The sequence below is a fragment of the Mycobacterium sp. genome, assembly GCF_032159565.1.
Lineage (GTDB): Bacteria > Actinomycetota > Actinomycetes > Mycobacteriales > Mycobacteriaceae > Mycobacterium.
The window spans coordinates 13,878-31,991 of record NZ_JAVHWR010000190.1 but is presented as its reverse complement, the minus strand read 5'-3'; the positions used below and the strand labels follow the sequence as shown (position 1 = coordinate 31,991).

Here is an 18,114-nt window from a genome sequence, read left to right as displayed (position 1 = left end):
CGAGCACCAGGAACATCGGCGCGGTGACACGCCAGCGCTCGAGCCGGCGGGCCAGCAGCGACCACGCGACCAGGACGAGCGCTACCGCAATGACCGACGCCAGCACGGGCGCGATTGTGCCCGGTGCGCCGGTCGTCCGCTAGCCGCCCGCCACGCAGAACGCGTTGCCGTCGGGATCGGCGAGCACCACCCATTCGAAATCGCCGAAGTTGCCTCTGCCGGTTTCGCTGGCCCCGAGGCCGACCAGCCGCTTGACCTCAGCCTCCATGTCGGAGGTGCTGAAGTCGACGTGCACGCGGTTCTTACCCGGCGTGGGATCATCGACCTTCTGGAACGCCAGACCCGGGCCCTCTGGCAGCGACACGACGACGAAAAACGGTGGAGCCACAGGGTTTAGCTGCCCGTCGAGTGCGCGGGCCCACCAGTCGGCCAGCTTCTCGGGGTCGGTCGTGTCGATAGTGATGTTCTCGGTCTTGAGCGCCATGCGGTGACCTTATGCCGGCCCTGTGACAAGTCGGCGAGATCACCGTCGCCCTAGCCCTGGCCTGGGGCGAGGAACGCCCGCAGCGCAGCCGAGTACGAGGCGACGTCGTCGGCTCCCATCACCTCACGGGCCGAGTGCATGGCCAGCTGCGCGGCGCCGACATCGACGGTGGGAATGCCGGTGCGCGCGGCGGTCATCGGTCCGATCGTCGACCCGCACGGCAGGTCGGCCCGGTGCTCGTAGCGCTGCAGCGGGACACCGGCCTGCCCGCATGCCAGTGCGAACGCAGCGGCGGTGCGGCCATCGGTGGCGTAGCGCAGATTCGGCTGCACCTTGAGCACCGGCCCGCCGTTGACCTCGATCAGGTGGTAGGGCTCGTGGCGCTCCGGGTAGTTCGGGTGGGTCGCGTGCGCCATGTCGCCCGACGCCACCATCGAGCCGGGCAACCGGCGCAGGAAGTCTTCGCGGCCGCCGCCCACGGCCAGCGTGATGCGCTCGAGCACCGTCAGCAGCAGCTCGGACTGGGCGCCGTGATCCGATTGGGAGCCGACTTCTTCGTGGTCGAAGAGGGCCAGCACCGGCAGACGACCCGCCGGCTCGGCCGCCAGGAACGCCTCGAGGCCCGCGTAGCAGGTGCACTGGTTGTCCAGTCGTGGTGCGCTGAGGAGCTCGCCCTCGGCGCCGGCCAGCGTCGACGGGGTCAGGTCGTGGGTCATCAGGTCGATGCCGAGCACCTCGTCGGCGTCCACGCCGGCCCGCCCGGCGACGTAGCCGAGGAACGACCGCGGTCCACTGCCGACCCCCCAGACCGCGTTGACGTGCCGCTGCGGGTCCAGCGACACCGACTTGCGGTCCTCGGCCAGATGGATGGCCAGCTGCGGCACTCGCAGGACGGGCTCGTCGATCCGAACCAGCCGGTGCTCGATTCCGTCGGCGGTTCGCACCGACAGCCTGCCGCTGATGCCGAGGTCACGGTCGAGCCACGAGTTCAGCCACGCCCCGCCGTACGGTTGCAGCGCGACGACCTGCCAGCCCGACACGAACCGGTCCGGATGCTGCTTGACCCGCAGATTGGGGCTGTCGGTGTGGGCGCCGACGATCCGGAACGGCGCAGCGGGGTCGGCGTCCGCCGCCCGCCATGCGACCAGCGACCCGGCCCGCACAGTGAAGAAGTTCCCGAAGGTCGGCCAGGCGTCTGCCTCGGCGAGCTCTCGGAAGCCCGCATCCACAAGTCGCTGTGCGACCGTCATGCAAACATGAAACGGCGACGGCGAGGCGTCGATGAAATCGCACAACCCTTGTGCACTTGCCGACATGGTTCCCCATCTTCGCCCACGATCTTGAATTAGGGTTCAACGGTGCCCGCTGTTCTACCGCAACCGGTTCTGGCGCCGCTGACTCCGGCGGCCGTCTTCCTGGTGGTCACGATCGACGAGGGCGGGGAGTCGACCGTTCACGACGCGCTGCCGGACATTTCGGGACTGGTGCGCTCGATCGGCTTTCGCGACCCGTCGAAAAGGCTGTCGGTGATCACCTCGATCGGATCCGACGCGTGGGACCGACTGTTCTCCGGACCCCGCCCGGCCGAACTGCACCCGTTCGTCGAGATCCAGGGCGGACGTCACCACGCGCCCTCGACGCCGGGGGATCTGCTGCTGCACATCCGGGCCGAGTCGATGGACGTCTGCTTCGAGCTGGCCACCAAGCTCGTCGAGTCGATGGACGGCGCCGTCACGGTGGTCGACGAGGTGCACGGCTTCAAGTTCTTCGACAACCGCGACCTGATGGGCTTCGTCGACGGCACCGAGAACCCGGACGGGCCGCTTGCGGTGTCCGCCACGCAGATCGGCGACGAGGATGCCGCCTTCGCGGGCGGCTGCTACGTGCACGTCCAGAAGTACGTGCACGACATGAAGTCGTGGAACTCGCTGTCGACCGAGGAGCAGGAGCGGGTGATCGGTCGCACCAAGCTCGACGACATCGAGATGGACGATGCGGTCAAGCCTGCCAACTCGCACATCGCGCTCAACGTCATCACCGACGCCGACGGCAACGAGCTCAAGATCGTCCGCCACAACATGCCGTTCGGTGAAATCGGCAAGGGCGAGTTCGGCACGTACTACATCGGCTATTCGCGCACCCCAGCCGTCACCGAACGGATGCTGGACAACATGTTCATCGGTGATCCGCCGGGAAACACCGACCGGATACTGGACTTCTCCACCGCGCTGACCGGAAGCATGTTCTTCACCCCGACGGTCGATTTCCTCGACGACCCACCGCCGCCGCCGGATTCGGCGCCCGGGGAGAATCCCGCGGACGTCGTCGTCGTACCCGCATCGCGTGACGCATCACTCGGCATCGGCAGCCTGAAAGGAACTTGAGTAGATGAACAACCTGTACCGCGACCTGGCTCCGATAACCGAAGAGGCTTGGGCGGCAATCGAAATGGAGGCGACGCGCACCTTCAAGCGGCACGTCGCCGGACGACGCGTCGTCGATGTCAGCGAGCCGGGTGGTCCCACCGCCGCGGCGATCAGCACCGGGCACCTGCTCGATGTGGGGGCACCGGGCGACGGTGTGATCGCCCACCTCCGCGAGAGCAAGCCGCTGGTCCGGTTGCGTGTTCCGTTCACACTGTCGCGCAACGAGATCGACGATGTCGAGCGCGGTTCGCAGGACTCGGACTGGGATCCGGTCAAGGAGGCCGCGAAGAAGCTGGCGTTCGTCGAAGACCGCGCGATCTTCGAGGGGTACCAGGACGCTTCGATCGGCGGCATCCGGGGCTGCAGCTCCAACCCGGCGCTCGCGCTGCCCGGTGACGCGCGAGAGATCCCCGACGTGATCGCCCAGGCGCTGTCCGAACTGCGGCTGGCCGGCGTCGACGGCCCGTATTCGGTGCTGCTCTCCGCGGATGTGTACACGAAGGTCAGCGAGACCACCGAGCACGGCTATCCAATCCGCGAACACCTCAATCGTCTTGTCGACGGCGACATCATCTGGGCGCCCGCGATCGACGGCGCGTTCGTGTTGTCCACCCGCGGCGGCGATTTCGATCTGCAGCTGGGCACCGACGTCTCCATCGGGTACCTGTCGCACGACGCCGAGACGGTGCAGCTGTACCTGCAGGAGACGCTGACGTTCCTCTGCTACACCGCCGAAGCCTCGGTCGCCCTAACCACCTGACCCCCTAACCCCTGACCTCCGCCCGTACCTTTGGCCCCGCGAGCGTGCGTGTTTGCACACGACACGCCGACCGAAATTGGCATTCCTCGCACGCTCGCGGTGTGTCGACAGCGACAGCGAGGCCCTCCGGCCCGATGCCTAGGTGTGATGTTGCCTAGGCGTTGGCCAGTACCGAATCGAGCGCGGAGTAGAACAGGCCGAGCCCGTCGTCGGACGGCCCGGTGAGTGGTTCGGTCGCGTGTTCGGGGTGGGGCATCAAGCCGACCACCCGCCCGTTCGACGACGAGATGCCCGCGATGTCACGCATCGAGCCGTTCGGGTTGTCGCGGTAGCGGAACACCACCCGCCCGTCACCCTCGAGCTGATCGAGCACGGCATCGGAGGCGACGTAACGGCCCTCGCCGGATTTAAGCGGCACCAGCAGATCGGCACCGAGCTCGAAACGAGTCGTCCATGCCGATGTGTTGGACGCCACCTCGAGCCAGAGGTCGCGGCAGACGAAGTGCAGACCGGCGTTGCGGGTCAGTGCGCCCGGCAACAGCCCGGCTTCACACAGCACCTGAAATCCGTTGCAGATACCCAACACCGGCATCCCGCTGGTCGCCGCGTCGATGACGGACTTCATCACCGGGGCGAACTTGGCGATCGCACCACAGCGCAGGTAGTCGCCGTAGGAAAAGCCGCCGGGGACGACGACGGCGTCGACACCCTTGAGGTCGGCGTCGGCGTGCCAAAGGCTGACCGCCTCGGCGCCGGCGAGTTTGACCGCCCGTGCGGCGTCGATGTCGTCGAGTGTGCCGGGAAATGTGATGACCCCCACACGCGCTGTCATGATGGCTCCCTGCTGACCGACCAGTCTTCGATCACGATGTTCGCCAGGAGCGATTCGGCGATTTCGGCGACGGTCTCGTCGGCGATGCTGTCGTCGACCTCGAGCTCAAATCGCTTGCCCTGCCTGACATCTGATATTCCGTTGTAGCCGAGGCGGCCAAGTGCGCCGACGATCGCCTGTCCCTGAGGGTCGAGGATCTCCGCTTTCGGCATTACGTGTACGACCACCTTTGCCACGGGCTCACTCTACCGGCGGGGTCGGCCCGACCGCCTCACCGGCACGAATCGATGTACGCCGTGCACAGCGGGGCATTCATGGCGTCGAGCATTTGCGCATCGGGCACCGACGGCCAGTCGACGCGCGGCGGCGTTGTCGTCCACATCGCCGTCTCGACGACGGTGCTGTTGTACGGGTTGACCAGTAAGTATTCGTGCAGCACCCCCTGTGCGGGCAGGACCCCGCTGACCACTGCGGCCATCCGGTTGGTGCTGTCTGTGGTGAGCGACGGGGAGGTCAGCGGCGAGGTCAGCTGGCATCCGCGCAATGCGGCGACCGCCTTGTCGAACACGGCCGACGCCAGCTGGCCGCCGCGCCAGGTCTCACCCCGCCAATGGACCACTTGGACCTGGAGCTGCCACTGCCCTTCCGGCTGCGGAACGGCGGCCCGCCCCGCGACCGCGTAGCTGCGGGCATCGTCGGGGACGGGAGGTGTGGCGCACGCCTGCTCGAACCGGAAGCGGGGGTCGGTCGCGGTGACCGCGACCCCGGGCAGACCCGGCCACCGGTACGTCGAGAACAGCGGCAGCGCCGTCGAGGCGATCCATGCGGAATTCGGGATCCGGTCACAGTTCGGCGGGCAGTTCATCGGAACCGCATAAGCAGGGCCGAGGACGCCCGGCCCGAGCGCCAGCCCCCCGGCCGCCAGTAGCGCCGCCAGCATCAGTCGCATTGCCCACCACCCCTGAGCGCACAATATAGGCATGCAGTTGACGCATTTCGGCCATTCGTGCCTACTCGCCGAGTTCAAGGATGATTCCGCTACGACGACGGTGCTGTTCGACCCCGGAAATTTCTCGCACGGCTTCGAGGGCATCACCGGGCTGGACGCGATCCTGATCACGCATCAACACCCCGATCACGCCGACACCGAGCGGCTGCCCGCGCTGCTGGACGCCAATCCGCAGGCGGCGCTTTACGCCGACCCGCAGACCGCCGAGCAGCTGGGCGGCCCTTGGCGGACCGTCAACGTCGGTGACGAGTTCACCGTCGGCGGCTTGACCGTCCGCGGCGTCGGCGGCAAGCACGCCGTGATCCACCCGGAGATTCCGGTGATCGACAACATCTCGTATCTGATCGGCGACGGCGACCATCCGGCCCGACTGATGCATCCCGGTGACGCGCTGTTCACGCCCGGTGAGCCGGTGGACGTGCTCGCGACGCCTGCCGCGGCGCCGTGGATGAAAATCTCCGAGGCCGTTGACTATCTACGAGCCGTGGCACCGGCCCGCGCCGTCCCTATCCACCAGGCGATCATCGATCCCAACGCGCGCGGCATCTACTACGGCAGGCTCTCCGAGATGACCGACACCGATTTCCAGGTGCTCGAGCCCGAGCGCGGCACCACTTTCTGACGGCGAGCCGAACTAACCGGTGTCCCTCGCCGCGGCGCGGCCCGCGGCCCGGCCCGAGAAGATGCAGCCGCCGAGGAACGTGCCCTCCAACGAGCGGTAGCCGTGCACGCCGCCGCCACCGAACCCTGCGGCCTCACCCGCGGCATACAGTCCCGTGAACACGCCGCCGTCGTGGCGCAACACCCGCGAGTCGAGATCGGTTTCCAGCCCGCCCAACGACTTTCGCGTCAGGATGTGCAGCTTCACCGCGATCATCGGCCCGGCCTTCGGGTCGGTCAGCCGGTGCGGGGCGACGACACGGGTGAAGCGGTCGCCGAGGTAGCCGCGGGCCGCCCTGATCGCCGTCACCTGGGTGTCCTTGGTGAACCGGTTGGCGACCTCCCTGTCGCGTGCAGTCACCTCCGCTTCGACGGTGGCGTAGTCCAGCGGGATGACGCCGGGAACGGTGTTCATCGCAGAGACCAACTCAGTCAACGTCTTCGCGCTGACGAAGTCGACACCCTTGTCGACGAACGCCTGCACCGGCGCAGGGGCGCCCGGACGCACCCTGGCGAGCACATCGCGGACGCTGCGCCCGGTGAGGTCGGGATTCTGCTCCTGCCCGGACAGCGCGAACTCCTTGGCGATGATGCGGGCGTTCAGCACGAACCAGGTGTAGTCCCATCCCGTGCGGGCGATGTGCTCCAGCGTGCCAAGGGTGTCGAAACCCGGATACAGCGGTGCAGGCAGGCGTTTCCCGGAGGCATCGAGCCACAGCGACGACGGCGCGGGCAGGATCCGGATGCCGTGCAGTGGCCAGATCGGGTCGTAATTCGTGATGCCCTCGGTGTAGTGCCACATTCGGTCGCTGTTGATGACGTGCGCGCCCGCCGACTCGGTGATGCCGATCATCCGACCGTCGACGTGTGCGGGCACGCCGCTGAGCAGTTGCTCGGGCACCCGGCCCATCCGCTTCGGCCAGTTCTTGCGGACCAGGTCGTGATTGCCGCCGATGCCGCCACTGGCGACGATCACGGACTGCGCACGAAACTCGAACTCGCCTAAAGTGTTTCGTGACGACGCGACTCCGCGCGCGGCGTCCGACGGCTCCAGCACCGCGCCGCGCACGCCGACGACCGAACCGTCGGACACGATCAGCTCGTCGACGCGGTGCCGGTGCGCGTAGGTCACCCTGTCATTGCCGGCGAGTCGACGGGCGAACACGTCGACGATCGCAGGCCCGGTGCCCCACGTGATGTGGAAGCGGGGCACCGAGTTGCCGTGCCCGCGTGCGTCGTAGCCGCCCCGCTCGGCCCAGCCGACCAGCGGAAAGGTCGTGAGGCCGCGCTCCCGTAGGTAGCTGCGCTTCTCGCCTGCCGCGAAATCGACGTAAGCGTGCGCCCACTGCCGTGGCCAGTGGTCTTCTGGCCGGTCGAAGCCCGCGGCGCCCAGCCAGTCCTGCAGCGCCAGCTCGTGGCTGTCGCGAATGCCCAGCCTGCGCTGCTCGGGGCTGTTGACGAAGAAGAGCCCGCCGAACGACCAGAACGCCTGGCCGCCGATGTTGGCGGCGTTCTCCTGGTCGACGATCAGGACTCGACGGCCCCGTTCGGCCAGTTCACAGGCGGCGACGAGGCCGGCGAGGCCCGCTCCGACAACGATGACATCAGCATCTGCCATGGCCGCCAATGTAGCGGTCGGTCAGGCGGCGTCGGTCAGCGCGCGGTAGGGCCGCCACTCGTAGACCGCGGGCGTGCACTTATGCATCAGGGCCAGGTCGACGGCGTCGAGCATGGCTTGGCGAGACGTCGGCTTGCGCAGGTGCCGCGCCGCCACCGCCACCCGCACGACGCCGGCCCGCCGTGCGGTGCGTTCGGCCGACAACACCAACGTGCGGCACCACCACGGCTCGGACAGGAAGCCCTCGCCGATGCCGAGCACCCGCGACCGGATCGTCGACTTGCGCACCAGGTCGGTGATCCCGCTGAGCTCGGCTACTAACCGAAAGCCGTTGCGGGGCAGAGCATTTACCGTCCCCTGCGACACCGTCCAACCCGGCGCGGCGAACAATCGGGTGCGCAGACCGAGGTGCTCGAGCACCCGGTCGGCGCCCATCAGCCGGAGATTCGCTTCGTGTGCGGGCAGGGTCGCGAACTCGCTGCGTCGCTTCTTGGTTGCGGCTTCGTCGAAGCCGTGCAGGACGATGGCGTCGCCGCGGGTTCGACGCGAAGCCAGCCAGTCGACGGTCGAAAAGTCCTGGTCGAGCCGGTAGCCGCCCTTGAGCCGCGGCGCGACGAGGAACGAGGACGGTACCGCTCGCTTTTCCAGTTGTGCGCAGAACGCCGCGACGTCGGGCAGCGTCTGCTCACTGATGCCGGAGATCGAGACGATCAGTTGTCCAGCCACGCCGCCATTGTCGCAACGCCAGGTGTCGCAACGGTTTACGACACTCTTCCAGCAGTTGTCTATTCCGCTACCGCGGCAGCACCGCCTCGATGGCCTCGACCACCTCAGGGGCGTCCGGTTCGGTGCGCGGCCGGAACCGCTTGACCACTTCTCCACCCGGTGCGAGCAGGAACTTCTCGAAATTCCACGCCACATCGCCGGCCTCACCGGTGGCGTCGGCGGTCTTCGTCAGCTCGGCGAACAGCGGGTGACGGTCGGGTCCGTTGACATCGGTCTTGGCCAGTAACGGGAACGTGACGCCGTAGGTGGTGGAGCAGAACGTCTGGATCTCCTCGGCGCTGCCGGGCTCCTGACCCATGAACTGGTTGCACGGCACGCCGACCACGGTCAGCCCGCGATCGCCGTAATCCTGTGCAAGCTTCTCCAGCGCGCTGTATTGCGGTGTCAACCCGCACCTGGAGGCGACGTTGACGACCAGCGCTGCGCCGGCGGCGAGCTCGGCAAGCGTCGTGGCCCTACCGTCGAGTGTGGTGAGTGCGATGTCGCCGAGCTGCGGGTCTGTCATGGCCGGAACACTACCGGCTACGTCCCTCTCGTCGAACTCCTCAACGCGGCTCGCGCCTCGCCGCTTGATCGTCGTCCGGCTAGGTCCCGAACAGCATTCCGGCCACCCGGCGGACGGTGGCCATCGGGTCGGTGCCGTTGTCGATCGCGTTGTTGAGCAGAAGCAGTGAAAAGCCGTGCACCAGAGACCATGCCGCGAGTGCGGCCGCCTGCGGATCATCCTGGGCGCGCGCGTCGTCGAGTGTTCCGACACCGGCGGCCAGCTCGGCACCGGCGGCCGTCTCCGCGGCGACGAGTTCGGTGTCGGACGCGTCGTAGAGCGACTTGTCGAACATCACGGCGTAGTGGCCGGGATGGTCGATGGCGAACCGGACGTACGCGAGCGCCGCGTCGAGGAAGTCCGGCCGCGTGCCCGCCAGCGCGTCGGCCAGCGTGCGGAACCCCTCGGTCGCCAACGCGGTGAACAGGCCACGACGGTCGGTGAAGTGATGGGCGGGCGCGGCATGGGAGACGCCCGCGGCACGGGCCAGCTCACGCAGCGAGAGGCCGTCGGCGCCGCGCTCGGCCACCAGAAGTGCCGCCTCGCCGAGGATGGTGGCCTTCAGATCACCGTGGTGGTAGGTATCCCTGCTGCTCATGGAACCCATCGTAGCGCGACAACTTGACAGTGCCTAGATTGTTGCTCGGGGCTGGCGTGCTCGAACTCGGCCTCATGATGCTCGCGATGTCTTTCCGAACGTCTATGCGTCGGGGATGCCGAACCCGCCGAAGTCGATGACCACGGCGCTGCCGCTACGGACGGTCGAGCAGGTTGTCTTCGTAGGCGCCGCCCTCGTGGTTGGCCTTGGCGGTATCCAGTAGCCAGGCATACTGGAACGCCGCCTCCTTCCAGCGCTCGTAGCGACCGCTGATGCCACCATGGCCCGCGCTCATCTCGGTCTTCAACAGCACCGGATGGGCGTCGGTCTTCATGTATCGCAGTGCCGCAACCCATTTCGCGGGCTCGACATAGTAAACCCGGGTGTCGTTGAGTGATGTCATCGCCAGGATCGGCGGGTAGTCCTTGGCGCCGACGTTCTCATACGGCGAGTAGGACTTCATGTAGTGGTAGACGTTCTCATCGGCCAGGGGGTTTCCCCACTCGTCCCACTCGGTGACGGTGAGCGGAAGCGACGGGTCGAGGATCGTCGTCAGCGCGTCGACGAACGGCACCTGAGCCAGGAAGCCGGCGAACAACTGCGGCGCCATGTTGGCCACGGCACCAATGAGCAGTCCGCCCGCGCTGCCGCCGAGCGCGACGAGGTTCTCGGGCCGGGTCACGTCGGACTTGATGAGATGCGCTGCGACGGCGACGAAGTCGGTGAAGGTGTTCGCCTTCTCCAGCAGCTTGCCGTGCTCGTACCACGGTCGGCCGAGCTCACCGCCACCACGCACGTGGGCGATGGCGAACACCATGCCGCGGTCGAGCAGCGACAACCGGGCGATCGAGAACCGCGGGTCCTCGCACGACTCGTAGGCGCCGTAGCCGTAAAGCAGTGTGGGCGCGGGGAATTGCAAGCCGACGCGGTGGATGATCGACACCGGGATCCGGGCGCCGTCCGTGGCGGTCGCCCAGTCACGCCGCTCGACGTAGTCCTCGGGGCGGTAGTCACCGAGAACCGGTTGTTCGCGCAGCAGCGTCCGCTCGCCGGTGGCGAGGTCGACGTCGTAGATGCGCACCGGAGTGACGAACGACGTGGCACCGATTCGCAGTTTGGGCGAGTCCCAGTTGGGGTTGCCACTCAGGCCCGCCGACATCAGCTCGGATTCGAAGGTGAAGTCTTCGGGGCGACCGTACTCGCCATCAGCGTAGAGCGGCCACAGCTGAATTCGCGGCAGCGCCTCGCTGCGGTAACTCACCACCAGGTGCCCGACGAACGCGTCGACGGCGTCGAGACGGACGTCGTCGCGGTGCTCGATGAGCGTGCGAGTGGCGGTCGGATCGCTCACGGGCGCCTCGACGAGGGTGAAATTCTCGGCGCCGTCGTTGTGCAGGATGAGAAACCGGTCCTCACCGCCGACAACCGCATGCTCGACGGAGTACTCGACGCCTTCGCGCCGCGGCCACACCGGAAGGAACTCCGCGTGTCCATCGGTGGCGTCGGCGTAGCGGATCTCCGATGTGACGGCACTTCCGGCGGCGATGAAGACATACCTGTCGCTGCGAGTGCGTCCCACCGCGAGCCAGAACTTCTCGTCGGGCTCGTGGTAGACCTTCTCGGCGGGCAGGCCCGCTCCGACACGGTGCCGCCAAACTGTGTCCGGCCGCCACGCGTCGTCCACCGTCGTGTAGTAGACGGTCCGGTTGTCGGCGGCCCATGTCGCGCCTGCGCCGATGCCGACGATTTCGTCGTCGTAGAGCTGACCGGTGCGTAAGTCTTTGAACCGCAACGTGTATCGCTCGTCACCGAGAACGTCGACCGAATACGCCAACGTGTGGGCGTCGACGCTGACCGAGGCGGCGCCCAACGCGAAGTAGTCGTGGCCTTCGGCCAACACGTTCTCGTCCAGCAGGATCTGCTCGCCCGGAACCTCGGTGTGCTCGTCGAACTGCGGGGGTGTCCAGTCGTCGGGATGGGTTATCGGACAACGGCAGTGCACGCTGTACTGCTTGCCCTCGAAGCTTCTCGTGTAATACCACCAGTCGTTGCGCCGGACCGGCACCGACAGGTCGGTCTCCTTGGTGCGGGCCTTGATCTCGTCGAAGATCTTCTGCCGTAGCGGCGCCAGGTGGCCGGTGATCTGTTCGGTGTAGGCGTTCTCCGCCTCGAGGTGTTCGATCACCGCGGGATCGGACTTGTCCCGCAGCCACTCGTAGGGGTCGACGAAGACGTCGCCGTGATGTTCGCGGCGGTGTTCGATGCGCTTCGCGATAGGCGGTACCGGAGTGGTCATGCCTGAGGTCCGATCCAGTCGGCGAACTGCAGTCCCGAAATGCGCTCGTAGGCATTGATATAGCGCTCACGGGTGGCGTCCACGATGGTGGGTGGCAGCTGGGGCGGCGGTTCGTCGCCGCCGCGGTCCCAGCCCGATTCCGGGCTCAGCAGCCAATTTCGGACGAACTGCTTGTCGAAGCTGGGCGCTACGACGCCCTCCTGGTAGGTCTCGACGGCCCAGTACCGCGACGAGTCGGGCGTGAACACCTCATCGGCAAGCACGAGGTGTCCGCGCTCATCGACGCCGAACTCGAATTTGGTGTCGGCGATGATGATCCCTTTCGTCAAGGCGTGCTCCGCGGCGCGGAGGTAGGTCTGCAGTGTGAGATCGCGCAGTTGGTTGGCGCGCTCGGCGCCGACCAGCTCGATCACGTCGGCGAACGAGATGTTCTCGTCGTGCTCGCCGAGCTCGGCCTTGGTGGCCGGCGTGAACAGCGGGAAGTCGAACTTGCTGCCTTCGGTCAGTCCCGGCGGCAATGCGATGCCGCTGACCTCGCCGGTCTTCTGGTAGTCCAGCAGCCCCGAACCCGTCAGGTAGCCGCGGGCGACACATTCCACCGGAATCATGTCGAGCTTGCGCACGACCAGGGCGCGACCGAGCACCTCGTCGGGGATGCGCGAATCGTCGGCCGGGCCCGCGAGGTGGTTGGGCGCCTTGGTGTAGTCGAAGAAGAACACGCTCATCGCGGTCAGGATGCGGCCCTTGTCGGGTATTTCGTTGTCGAGGATGTAGTCGAACGCCGAGATGCGGTCACTGGCGACGAACAGCAGGTGGTCATCGTCGATTCGGTAGATCTCGCGAACCTTGCCACTGGCCACGTGCTGGTAGTCGGACAGAGCTGGGCGCATCGGGCCAGCCTAGCGGTCGATCTGTGTTGGGATCGACGGCATGACATCGAGGTATGTGCCCTACGCCACCACGCCCGCCCGGCTCCTCGCGCAGTTGATCAGCGACATCGTCGTCGCCCTCTGGATCGCCATCTGGGTGGTGATCGGAACGGCCGTGCATACGGCGGTCGCGGCGATCGCGAATTTCGGCGCCGACGTGGAAAGCGGAGCCAGCGGCATCGCGGGCAACCTCGACCATGCAGGCGACAACGCGAGCAAGGTGCCGCTGATCGGTGATGCGTTGAGCAGCCCGCTGACCGCCGCCGGCGGATTCGCCCGCGACATCGCGGGTGCGGGTGCGCAGCTCAACTCGACGGCGACGTGGCTGGCGTGGTTGCTGGCGCTCGCGGTCGCCGCACCGCCGATCATGGCCATCGCAGCGCCCTGGTTGGTGTTGCGACTGCGGTTCTTCCGGCGCAAGTGGGTGGCGCTGACGCTCGCGAGGACGCCTGCAGGCGAACAGTTGCTCGCGATGCGGGCGCTGGCCAACCGCCCGCTGGCCAAGCTAGCCGCGATCAACGCCGACCCCGTCGGAGCATGGCGCCGTGAAGACGCCGAGGCGATACAGGGTCTCGCGGCGCTGGAGCTGCGGGCCGCAGGCATCGCCCGCCGCGGCACCTAGCGATTTCTGTGATTTCGGCGCGCTAATCGACGCCCAGCGCACGCGAGCGCGCCGAAATCGCTTAGATGTGGAACCTACGTGCGCCGTCGCGAGTCAGTTCACGATGTGCTCGACGAGTTTCTGCGATCGCAAGACGGTGTGTTGACTCTCGCCAACGCCCAACGTGCCGGCCTCAGCCAGGCCGCCGTCGCCCGACGCGTTCGTTCGGGCCGTTGGCGACGTTTCGTGCCAGGCGTTTACTTCGTCGACGATCGTCCGTTCACCGATGCCGCGCGGGTGCGCGTTGCGGTATGGAGCTACGGCACGCAAGCCGCGGCGAGCGGAATGGCCGCAGCATGGTGGCATGGCCTGACACGGTTTGCACCAGACGTCATCGAGGTGACCGTGCCCAGGAACAGCCACGGCAGATGTCGCGGCGGCAGCCGGGTTCGCAGGCGCGACCTGAAACCGGCCGACATCGTCGAAATCCGCGGTCTGCGGGTCACCGAGTTGGCTCTGACTGTCGTCGAAGCGTCGGTACGGCCTCGACGCAACGTCACGCTGATGGATGCAGCGCTGCAACGTCGTGTGGACTTGAACAGCTTGTGGCGCGCGCATTTGCGCAACAAAGGGCGGTACGGATCACCCGCCGCACGCCTGCTTCTGCAAGCTGCGGCCGACGGTGCCCGCTCCCACGCAGAGCGGCTGCTCGTTCAACTGCTCAAGGGGGCGAACATCACCGGTTGGAAAACGAACTATCCCGTCGCGAGCTATCTCGTTGACGTTGGCTTTCCGAAGCAGAAAGTTGCGCTCGAGGTCGATGGGTTTGCTTTCCACTCCACTAGCGAGGACTTTCACCACGACCGCAAGCGCCAAAACGCCATTGCGTTGGCCGGCTGGCAAGTCCTCCGCTTCACCTGGTTGGACCTGACCGAATACCCGGACCGGGTGATCGCAGTGATCCGTAGCGCGATTTCGGCGCGCTGATCGACGCTCAGCGTATGTGAGCGCGCCCAAATCGCAATAAGGTGAGCAGCCACGCCGCGAAGGCAATCCAGAAGAAGGCCAGCGAGATCGTCGTCAGCGGGTGCCACCCCGTTTCGACGGCCGACGCGAACGTCGCCGACGAGTACATGGCGAGCGGGAACACCGCAGCCCACCAGTTCCCGTCGCGCAGCCGCACGCTCGCCACGGCCAACGCCGGAATCCACAGACCCGCGACGACCCACGTCGCGACGGTGACCGGTCGAATGCCCTCGACGCCTGCCTGGTAAATGTGATCGCCCGCCAGCGTCGCGACCGCCGCCCCGCCCATCAGAATCCACATATCGGGCGCAAACAGCTCGGGTGCCGTCCCCTCGTGCACCACGCGCCACAGCACCAGGCCCGTCATCACGCCGTACAGGCAGAGCGCCAACACCAGCAGACCGATGGCCACTCCCACCAAGCCCAGGTCCGCTGCGAGTATCGCCAGCCCTGATGTCGCGACGCTGACCAACTCGCCGCCAGCGCGGGCGCGATCGCGAAGCCCGGCCCACCGGCACCGCCACATCGCGCGCAACACCAGCGCCATGAGCACCAGCCAGCCGACGAGCGCCAGTGCCGCAAGCGACCAGTGCACCGGCGCAGACCATTTGAGCCGCGTTCCGACGACGGCGCATGCGGCAACGAATGTCAGCAGTCCGATCGGCGCCTCCGGCGTAGAGAAGTCCAATGGCGCACGACGCCAGACGAATACACCTACCACGGCAAGCACCACCAACCCCGCAGCCGCCAACACCATGAGCACGTCACTGATGCTGTCGAAGCCATGGTCCGCCGCCGCGATCGACACGATGCCGGTCGCCATCACGAATGCGAAGGCGTCGGGTTTCACGCTTCCAGTTCGACGACGAGGTGACGTATGCCGGTGTGCCGGTTGCTTCGTGTCCACTCCACCGGCTTGACGACACGGACCGACGAGAACCGGCCCAGCAGCTCCTCGTACAGCACCCGCAGCTCCAACCTGGCAAGGTTGGCGCCCAAGCAGTAATGAACACCCTGGCCGAAACCCAAGTGCGGGTTCGGCTTACGTGCTACGTCGAACACGCCGGGACGGTCGAATGCCGACGCGTCGCGGTTGGCCGAGCCCTCCCAGATCTGAACCTTCTGCCCCGCCTCGACGGCGCAGCCACCCAACAAGACGTCGCGGGTCGCGGTGCGGCGCTTAGACGGCGACGGGGATGTCCAGCGCACCATCTCCTCGACGGCGGTAGGCAGCAGCGACAGGTCGGCCCGCAGCAACGCGAGCTGCTCGGGATGCTCGGCAAGCACAAGCAGGCCGCCCGCAACCGCATTGCGGGTGGTTTCCGCGCCCGCACTGAACAGCAGGCTGAAAAACAGATACAGCTCGAGGTCGGATAGTCCATCCGAGTCCAGCGTCGCGTTCGCGACGGCCGACAGCATGTCGTCAGTCGGCTCGGCGCGCTTGGACGCAATCAGATCCTGCCCGTAGCTGTACATCCTCGTCCCGGCCTCCTCGGCCGACATCTGGCCAACGGATGCCTTGCGCGCGCCGCCGAAGTCGAACTGCGGCTCGATGGCCTCGAACAGCCAATGCCGTTCGGATTCAGGAACTCCCAGCAGAATACAGATCATCTGCATCGGCAGCTCCGCGGCGACGTCGACCACGAAGTCGAAGGGCGAACCCGGCGAAACGTCGTCGAGGAGACGACGGGTGCGGGCGCGCAGATCGTCCTCGACCCGGCGGATCATCCGGGGTGTCAGCCCGGAGCTGACGAGTCGCCGGATCTGCGAGTGCCGAGGGTCGTCCATCATGTTGAGCACCTGGCCCGCGATGGCGAGGTCCTGCAGCAGCGTGCCGCCAAAAGCCCGGGTGCCGCCGGTCACCGACGAATACGTCTCCGGGTCCCGCAGCACCGCAAGAGTTTCGGCGTATGTGGCCACCGACCAGAAGCCTTCGCCGTCCGGCGTGTTGTCGGTCGGCTGGTGCCAATACACCGGCGCCTCGCGGCGGTGCACTTCGAACAGGTCGTGAGGAAAGCCGGCGGCGAAGTTGTCCAGATCGGTGAAGTCGATCCGGGCGAGCGGCGCCGCCAGTGTCACAGGATCGCGCCCGAGGTGTACTTGGCCGCCTCGGGATAGCGACTGATCAGTTTTTCCACCGCTGCGACGACCGTGTCGACCTGGCTGCCCGCCGCGCCGGTGAACGCCTGCTTGTCCGCCAGCGCGGCGTCAAGAGCCGCCCGGTCCAGCGGCAACCGCCGATCGGCGGCGAGCCGGTCCAGAAGGTCTGGCTCGGCGCCCTTCTCCCGCATCGCCAATGCGACCGCGACCGCGTTCTCCTTGATGATCTCGTGCGCCGCCTCACGACCCATGCCCGCACGCACCGCTGCGATCAGGATCCGGGTCGTCGCAAGGAACGGCAGGTAGCGGTCGAGTTCACGCTGGATCACCGCCGGGTACGCGCCGAACTCGTCGAGCACCGTCAAGAAGGTCTCGGTCTGCCCGTCGATGGCGAAGAATGCGTCGGGCAGCGCGACGCGGCGCACCACCGAGCAGAACACGTCGCCCTCATTCCATTGCGCCCCAGCGAGTTCGGCCGCCATCGACGCATAGCCGCGCAACACCACCTGCAGCCCGTTCACTCGCTCGCACGATCGGGTGTTCATCTTGTGCGGCATCGCCGACGAGCCGACCTGACCGGGCGCGAACCCCTCGGTCACCAACTCGTGTCCCGCCATCAACCGGATGGTGTGCGCCAGCGACGACGGCCCCGCACCGATCTGCACCAGCGCTGAAACCACGTCGTGGTCAAGCGATCGCGGGTAAACCTGGCCGACGCTGGTGAAGACTTCGGTGAAGCCCAGGAAATCGGCGACGCGACGCTCGAGATCAGCAAGCCGCGACGTGTCGCCGTCGAACAGATCGAGCATGTCCTGCGCCGTGCCCATCGGCCCCTTGATGCCGCGCAACGGATACCGGTCGATCAGCTCACGCAGTCGGGACAGTGCGATCAGCATCTCCTCGGCCGCCGACGCGAATCGCTTGCCCAGCGTCGTGGCCTGCGCCGCGACGTTGTGGCTGCGCCCGGTCATCACCAGACCGCGGTAGCTCACCGCGCGCTCAGCCAGCCGCGCGACCACCGCGATCCCATGCGAGAACACCAGTTCCAGAGACCGCCGGATCTGCAGCTGCTCAACGTTTTCCGTGAGGTCACGGCTCGTCATGCCCTTGTGCACGTGTTGGTGGCCCGCGAGTGCGTTGAACTCCTCGATGCGGGCCTTGACGTCATGGCGCAACACCCGCTCGCGCTCCGCGATCGAGGCCAGGTCGACGTCCTCGATCACCCGCTCGTAGTCGGCCACCACACCGTCGGGAACGGAGACGCCCAACTCGGCCTGTGCGCGCAGCACCGCCAGCCATAGCCGGCGCTCGCCGACGATCTTGGCCTCCTGCGACCAGATCGCCACCATCTCGTCGCTGGCGTACCTGCTGGCCAGCACGTTGGGAATCGCCACAAATACACAGCTTACGGCGGCGGGTAGGCGCACGTTTGAGGCACAGTAGCC

At 66.9% G+C, this 18,114-nt stretch carries 19 protein-coding genes; 5 read left to right on the top strand and 14 right to left on the bottom strand.

Going from position 1 to position 18,114, the window contains the following annotated elements; translation table 11 throughout:
• Positions 1-139: 139 nt before the first annotated feature.
• Together QOC76_RS25860 and QOC76_RS25855 are read right to left on the bottom strand one after the other, a co-directional pair.
• The gene (locus tag QOC76_RS25860; protein WP_526361824.1) at positions 140-484 is read right to left on the bottom strand and encodes a VOC family protein; all 345 of its coding nucleotides are present in this window, start codon (positions 482-484) and stop codon (positions 140-142) included.
• Positions 485-534: 50 nt separating this feature from the next.
• Complete coding sequence (locus QOC76_RS25855; RefSeq protein WP_526361822.1) at positions 535-1,800, bottom strand: M18 family aminopeptidase; 1,266 nt, start codon at positions 1,798-1,800, stop codon at positions 535-537.
• A 42-nt stretch (positions 1,801-1,842) separates the two neighbouring features.
• Between QOC76_RS25855 and QOC76_RS25850 the strand changes: the two genes are divergently transcribed.
• Positions 1,843-2,868, top strand: coding sequence for a Dyp-type peroxidase (locus tag QOC76_RS25850; protein ID WP_526361820.1), 1,026 nt, complete (start codon positions 1,843-1,845; stop codon positions 2,866-2,868).
• A gap of 4 nt (positions 2,869-2,872) precedes the next feature.
• Complete coding sequence (locus QOC76_RS25845; RefSeq protein ID WP_526361818.1) at positions 2,873-3,670, top strand: family 1 encapsulin nanocompartment shell protein; 798 nt, start codon at positions 2,873-2,875, stop codon at positions 3,668-3,670.
• A 154-nt stretch (positions 3,671-3,824) separates the two neighbouring features.
• Here the strand turns inward: QOC76_RS25845 and purQ are convergent, their stop codons facing one another.
• The 3 genes from purQ to QOC76_RS25830 are packed head-to-tail and all read right to left on the bottom strand — an operon-like array spanning position 3,825 to position 5,451.
• Positions 3,825-4,502 carry a phosphoribosylformylglycinamidine synthase subunit PurQ gene (gene purQ / locus QOC76_RS25840; protein ID WP_526361816.1) on the bottom strand — a complete coding sequence of 226 codons (678 nt, stop codon included), beginning with the start codon at positions 4,500-4,502 and terminating at the stop codon, positions 3,825-3,827.
• The gene (gene purS / locus QOC76_RS25835; protein WP_526361814.1) at positions 4,499-4,738 is read right to left on the bottom strand and encodes a phosphoribosylformylglycinamidine synthase subunit PurS; all 240 of its coding nucleotides are present in this window, start codon (positions 4,736-4,738) and stop codon (positions 4,499-4,501) included. Before purS ends, purQ begins: the two co-directional genes overlap by 4 nt.
• A gap of 35 nt (positions 4,739-4,773) precedes the next feature.
• Positions 4,774-5,451 (bottom strand): ATPase, encoded by a 678-nt coding sequence (locus QOC76_RS25830; RefSeq protein WP_526361812.1) that lies wholly within the window; start codon positions 5,449-5,451, stop codon positions 4,774-4,776.
• Between the two features lie 31 nt (positions 5,452-5,482).
• Between QOC76_RS25830 and QOC76_RS25825 the strand changes: the two genes are divergently transcribed.
• Positions 5,483-6,133 carry an MBL fold metallo-hydrolase gene (locus tag QOC76_RS25825; RefSeq protein ID WP_526361810.1) on the top strand — a complete coding sequence of 217 codons (651 nt, stop codon included), beginning with the start codon at positions 5,483-5,485 and terminating at the stop codon, positions 6,131-6,133.
• Between the two features lie 12 nt (positions 6,134-6,145).
• On the opposite strand, the gene QOC76_RS25820 is transcribed toward QOC76_RS25825, so the two are convergent.
• The 6 genes from QOC76_RS25820 to QOC76_RS25795 all read right to left on the bottom strand — a co-directional run bounded on the left by QOC76_RS25820 (position 6,146) and on the right by QOC76_RS25795 (position 12,903).
• Complete coding sequence (locus QOC76_RS25820; protein WP_526361808.1) at positions 6,146-7,789, bottom strand: FAD-binding dehydrogenase; 1,644 nt, start codon at positions 7,787-7,789, stop codon at positions 6,146-6,148.
• 21 nt (positions 7,790-7,810) lie between these two features.
• On the bottom strand, positions 7,811-8,515 hold the full coding sequence (locus tag QOC76_RS25815) for a DUF2334 domain-containing protein (protein ID WP_526361806.1): 705 nt from the start codon (positions 8,513-8,515) through the stop codon (positions 7,811-7,813).
• A gap of 67 nt (positions 8,516-8,582) precedes the next feature.
• The gene (locus QOC76_RS25810) at positions 8,583-9,080 is read right to left on the bottom strand and encodes a glutathione peroxidase (RefSeq protein ID WP_526361804.1); all 498 of its coding nucleotides are present in this window, start codon (positions 9,078-9,080) and stop codon (positions 8,583-8,585) included.
• A 79-nt stretch (positions 9,081-9,159) separates the two neighbouring features.
• A complete protein-coding gene (locus QOC76_RS25805) occupies positions 9,160-9,726 on the bottom strand; it encodes a TetR/AcrR family transcriptional regulator (protein ID WP_526361802.1) in 567 nt (188 codons plus the stop codon).
• Between the two features lie 145 nt (positions 9,727-9,871).
• Positions 9,872-12,013 (bottom strand): S9 family peptidase, encoded by a 2,142-nt coding sequence (locus QOC76_RS25800; protein ID WP_526361800.1) that lies wholly within the window; start codon positions 12,011-12,013, stop codon positions 9,872-9,874.
• On the bottom strand, positions 12,010-12,903 hold the full coding sequence (locus tag QOC76_RS25795) for a phosphoribosylaminoimidazolesuccinocarboxamide synthase (RefSeq protein WP_526361798.1): 894 nt from the start codon (positions 12,901-12,903) through the stop codon (positions 12,010-12,012). The genes QOC76_RS25800 and QOC76_RS25795 overlap by 4 nt, the downstream gene beginning before the upstream one ends.
• A 40-nt stretch (positions 12,904-12,943) precedes the next feature.
• Here QOC76_RS25795 and QOC76_RS25790 point away from each other — a divergent pair, with 40 nt between their 5' ends.
• A complete protein-coding gene (locus QOC76_RS25790; RefSeq protein ID WP_526361796.1) occupies positions 12,944-13,564 on the top strand; it encodes a hypothetical protein in 621 nt (206 codons plus the stop codon).
• Positions 13,565-13,669: 105 nt separating this feature from the next.
• Positions 13,670-14,530, top strand: coding sequence for an endonuclease domain-containing protein (locus QOC76_RS25785; RefSeq protein WP_526361828.1), 861 nt, complete (start codon positions 13,670-13,672; stop codon positions 14,528-14,530).
• A 7-nt stretch (positions 14,531-14,537) separates the two neighbouring features.
• Here the strand turns inward: QOC76_RS25785 and QOC76_RS25780 are convergent, their stop codons facing one another.
• Genes QOC76_RS25780 through purB form a run of 3 tightly spaced genes read right to left on the bottom strand, consistent with a single transcriptional unit; the run spans position 14,538 to position 18,063 of the window.
• Positions 14,538-15,419, bottom strand: coding sequence for a tellurite resistance/C4-dicarboxylate transporter family protein (locus QOC76_RS25780; protein WP_526361794.1), 882 nt, complete (start codon positions 15,417-15,419; stop codon positions 14,538-14,540).
• On the bottom strand, positions 15,416-16,648 hold the full coding sequence (locus tag QOC76_RS25775; RefSeq protein ID WP_526361792.1) for a cytochrome P450: 1,233 nt from the start codon (positions 16,646-16,648) through the stop codon (positions 15,416-15,418). The genes QOC76_RS25780 and QOC76_RS25775 overlap by 4 nt, the downstream gene beginning before the upstream one ends.
• A complete protein-coding gene (gene purB, locus QOC76_RS25770) occupies positions 16,645-18,063 on the bottom strand; it encodes an adenylosuccinate lyase (RefSeq protein WP_526361790.1) in 1,419 nt (472 codons plus the stop codon). Before purB ends, QOC76_RS25775 begins: the two co-directional genes overlap by 4 nt.
• Positions 18,064-18,114 lie beyond the last annotated feature (51 nt).

What these genes read in the sequence shown, in the direction of transcription:
- purQ (WP_526361816.1), bottom strand. Translation starts at nt 4,502, where the DNA reads ATGACAGCGCGTGTGGGGGTCATCACATTTCCCGGCACACTCGACGAC.
- QOC76_RS25860 (WP_526361824.1), bottom strand. Translation starts at nt 484, where the DNA reads ATGGCGCTCAAGACCGAGAACATCACTATCGACACGACCGACCCCGAG.
- QOC76_RS25830 (WP_526361812.1), bottom strand. Translation starts at nt 5,451, where the DNA reads ATGCGACTGATGCTGGCGGCGCTACTGGCGGCCGGGGGGCTGGCGCTC.
- QOC76_RS25825 (WP_526361810.1), top strand. Translation starts at nt 5,483, where the DNA reads ATGCAGTTGACGCATTTCGGCCATTCGTGCCTACTCGCCGAGTTCAAG.
- QOC76_RS25805 (WP_526361802.1), bottom strand. Translation starts at nt 9,726, where the DNA reads ATGGGTTCCATGAGCAGCAGGGATACCTACCACCACGGTGATCTGAAG.
- QOC76_RS25795 (WP_526361798.1), bottom strand. Translation starts at nt 12,903, where the DNA reads ATGCGCCCAGCTCTGTCCGACTACCAGCACGTGGCCAGTGGCAAGGTT.
- QOC76_RS25820 (WP_526361808.1), bottom strand. Translation starts at nt 7,789, where the DNA reads ATGGCAGATGCTGATGTCATCGTTGTCGGAGCGGGCCTCGCCGGCCTC.
- QOC76_RS25790 (WP_526361796.1), top strand. Translation starts at nt 12,944, where the DNA reads ATGACATCGAGGTATGTGCCCTACGCCACCACGCCCGCCCGGCTCCTC.
- QOC76_RS25810 (WP_526361804.1), bottom strand. Translation starts at nt 9,080, where the DNA reads ATGACAGACCCGCAGCTCGGCGACATCGCACTCACCACACTCGACGGT.
- QOC76_RS25845 (WP_526361818.1), top strand. Translation starts at nt 2,873, where the DNA reads ATGAACAACCTGTACCGCGACCTGGCTCCGATAACCGAAGAGGCTTGG.
- QOC76_RS25855 (WP_526361822.1), bottom strand. Translation starts at nt 1,800, where the DNA reads ATGTCGGCAAGTGCACAAGGGTTGTGCGATTTCATCGACGCCTCGCCG.
- QOC76_RS25800 (WP_526361800.1), bottom strand. Translation starts at nt 12,013, where the DNA reads ATGACCACTCCGGTACCGCCTATCGCGAAGCGCATCGAACACCGCCGC.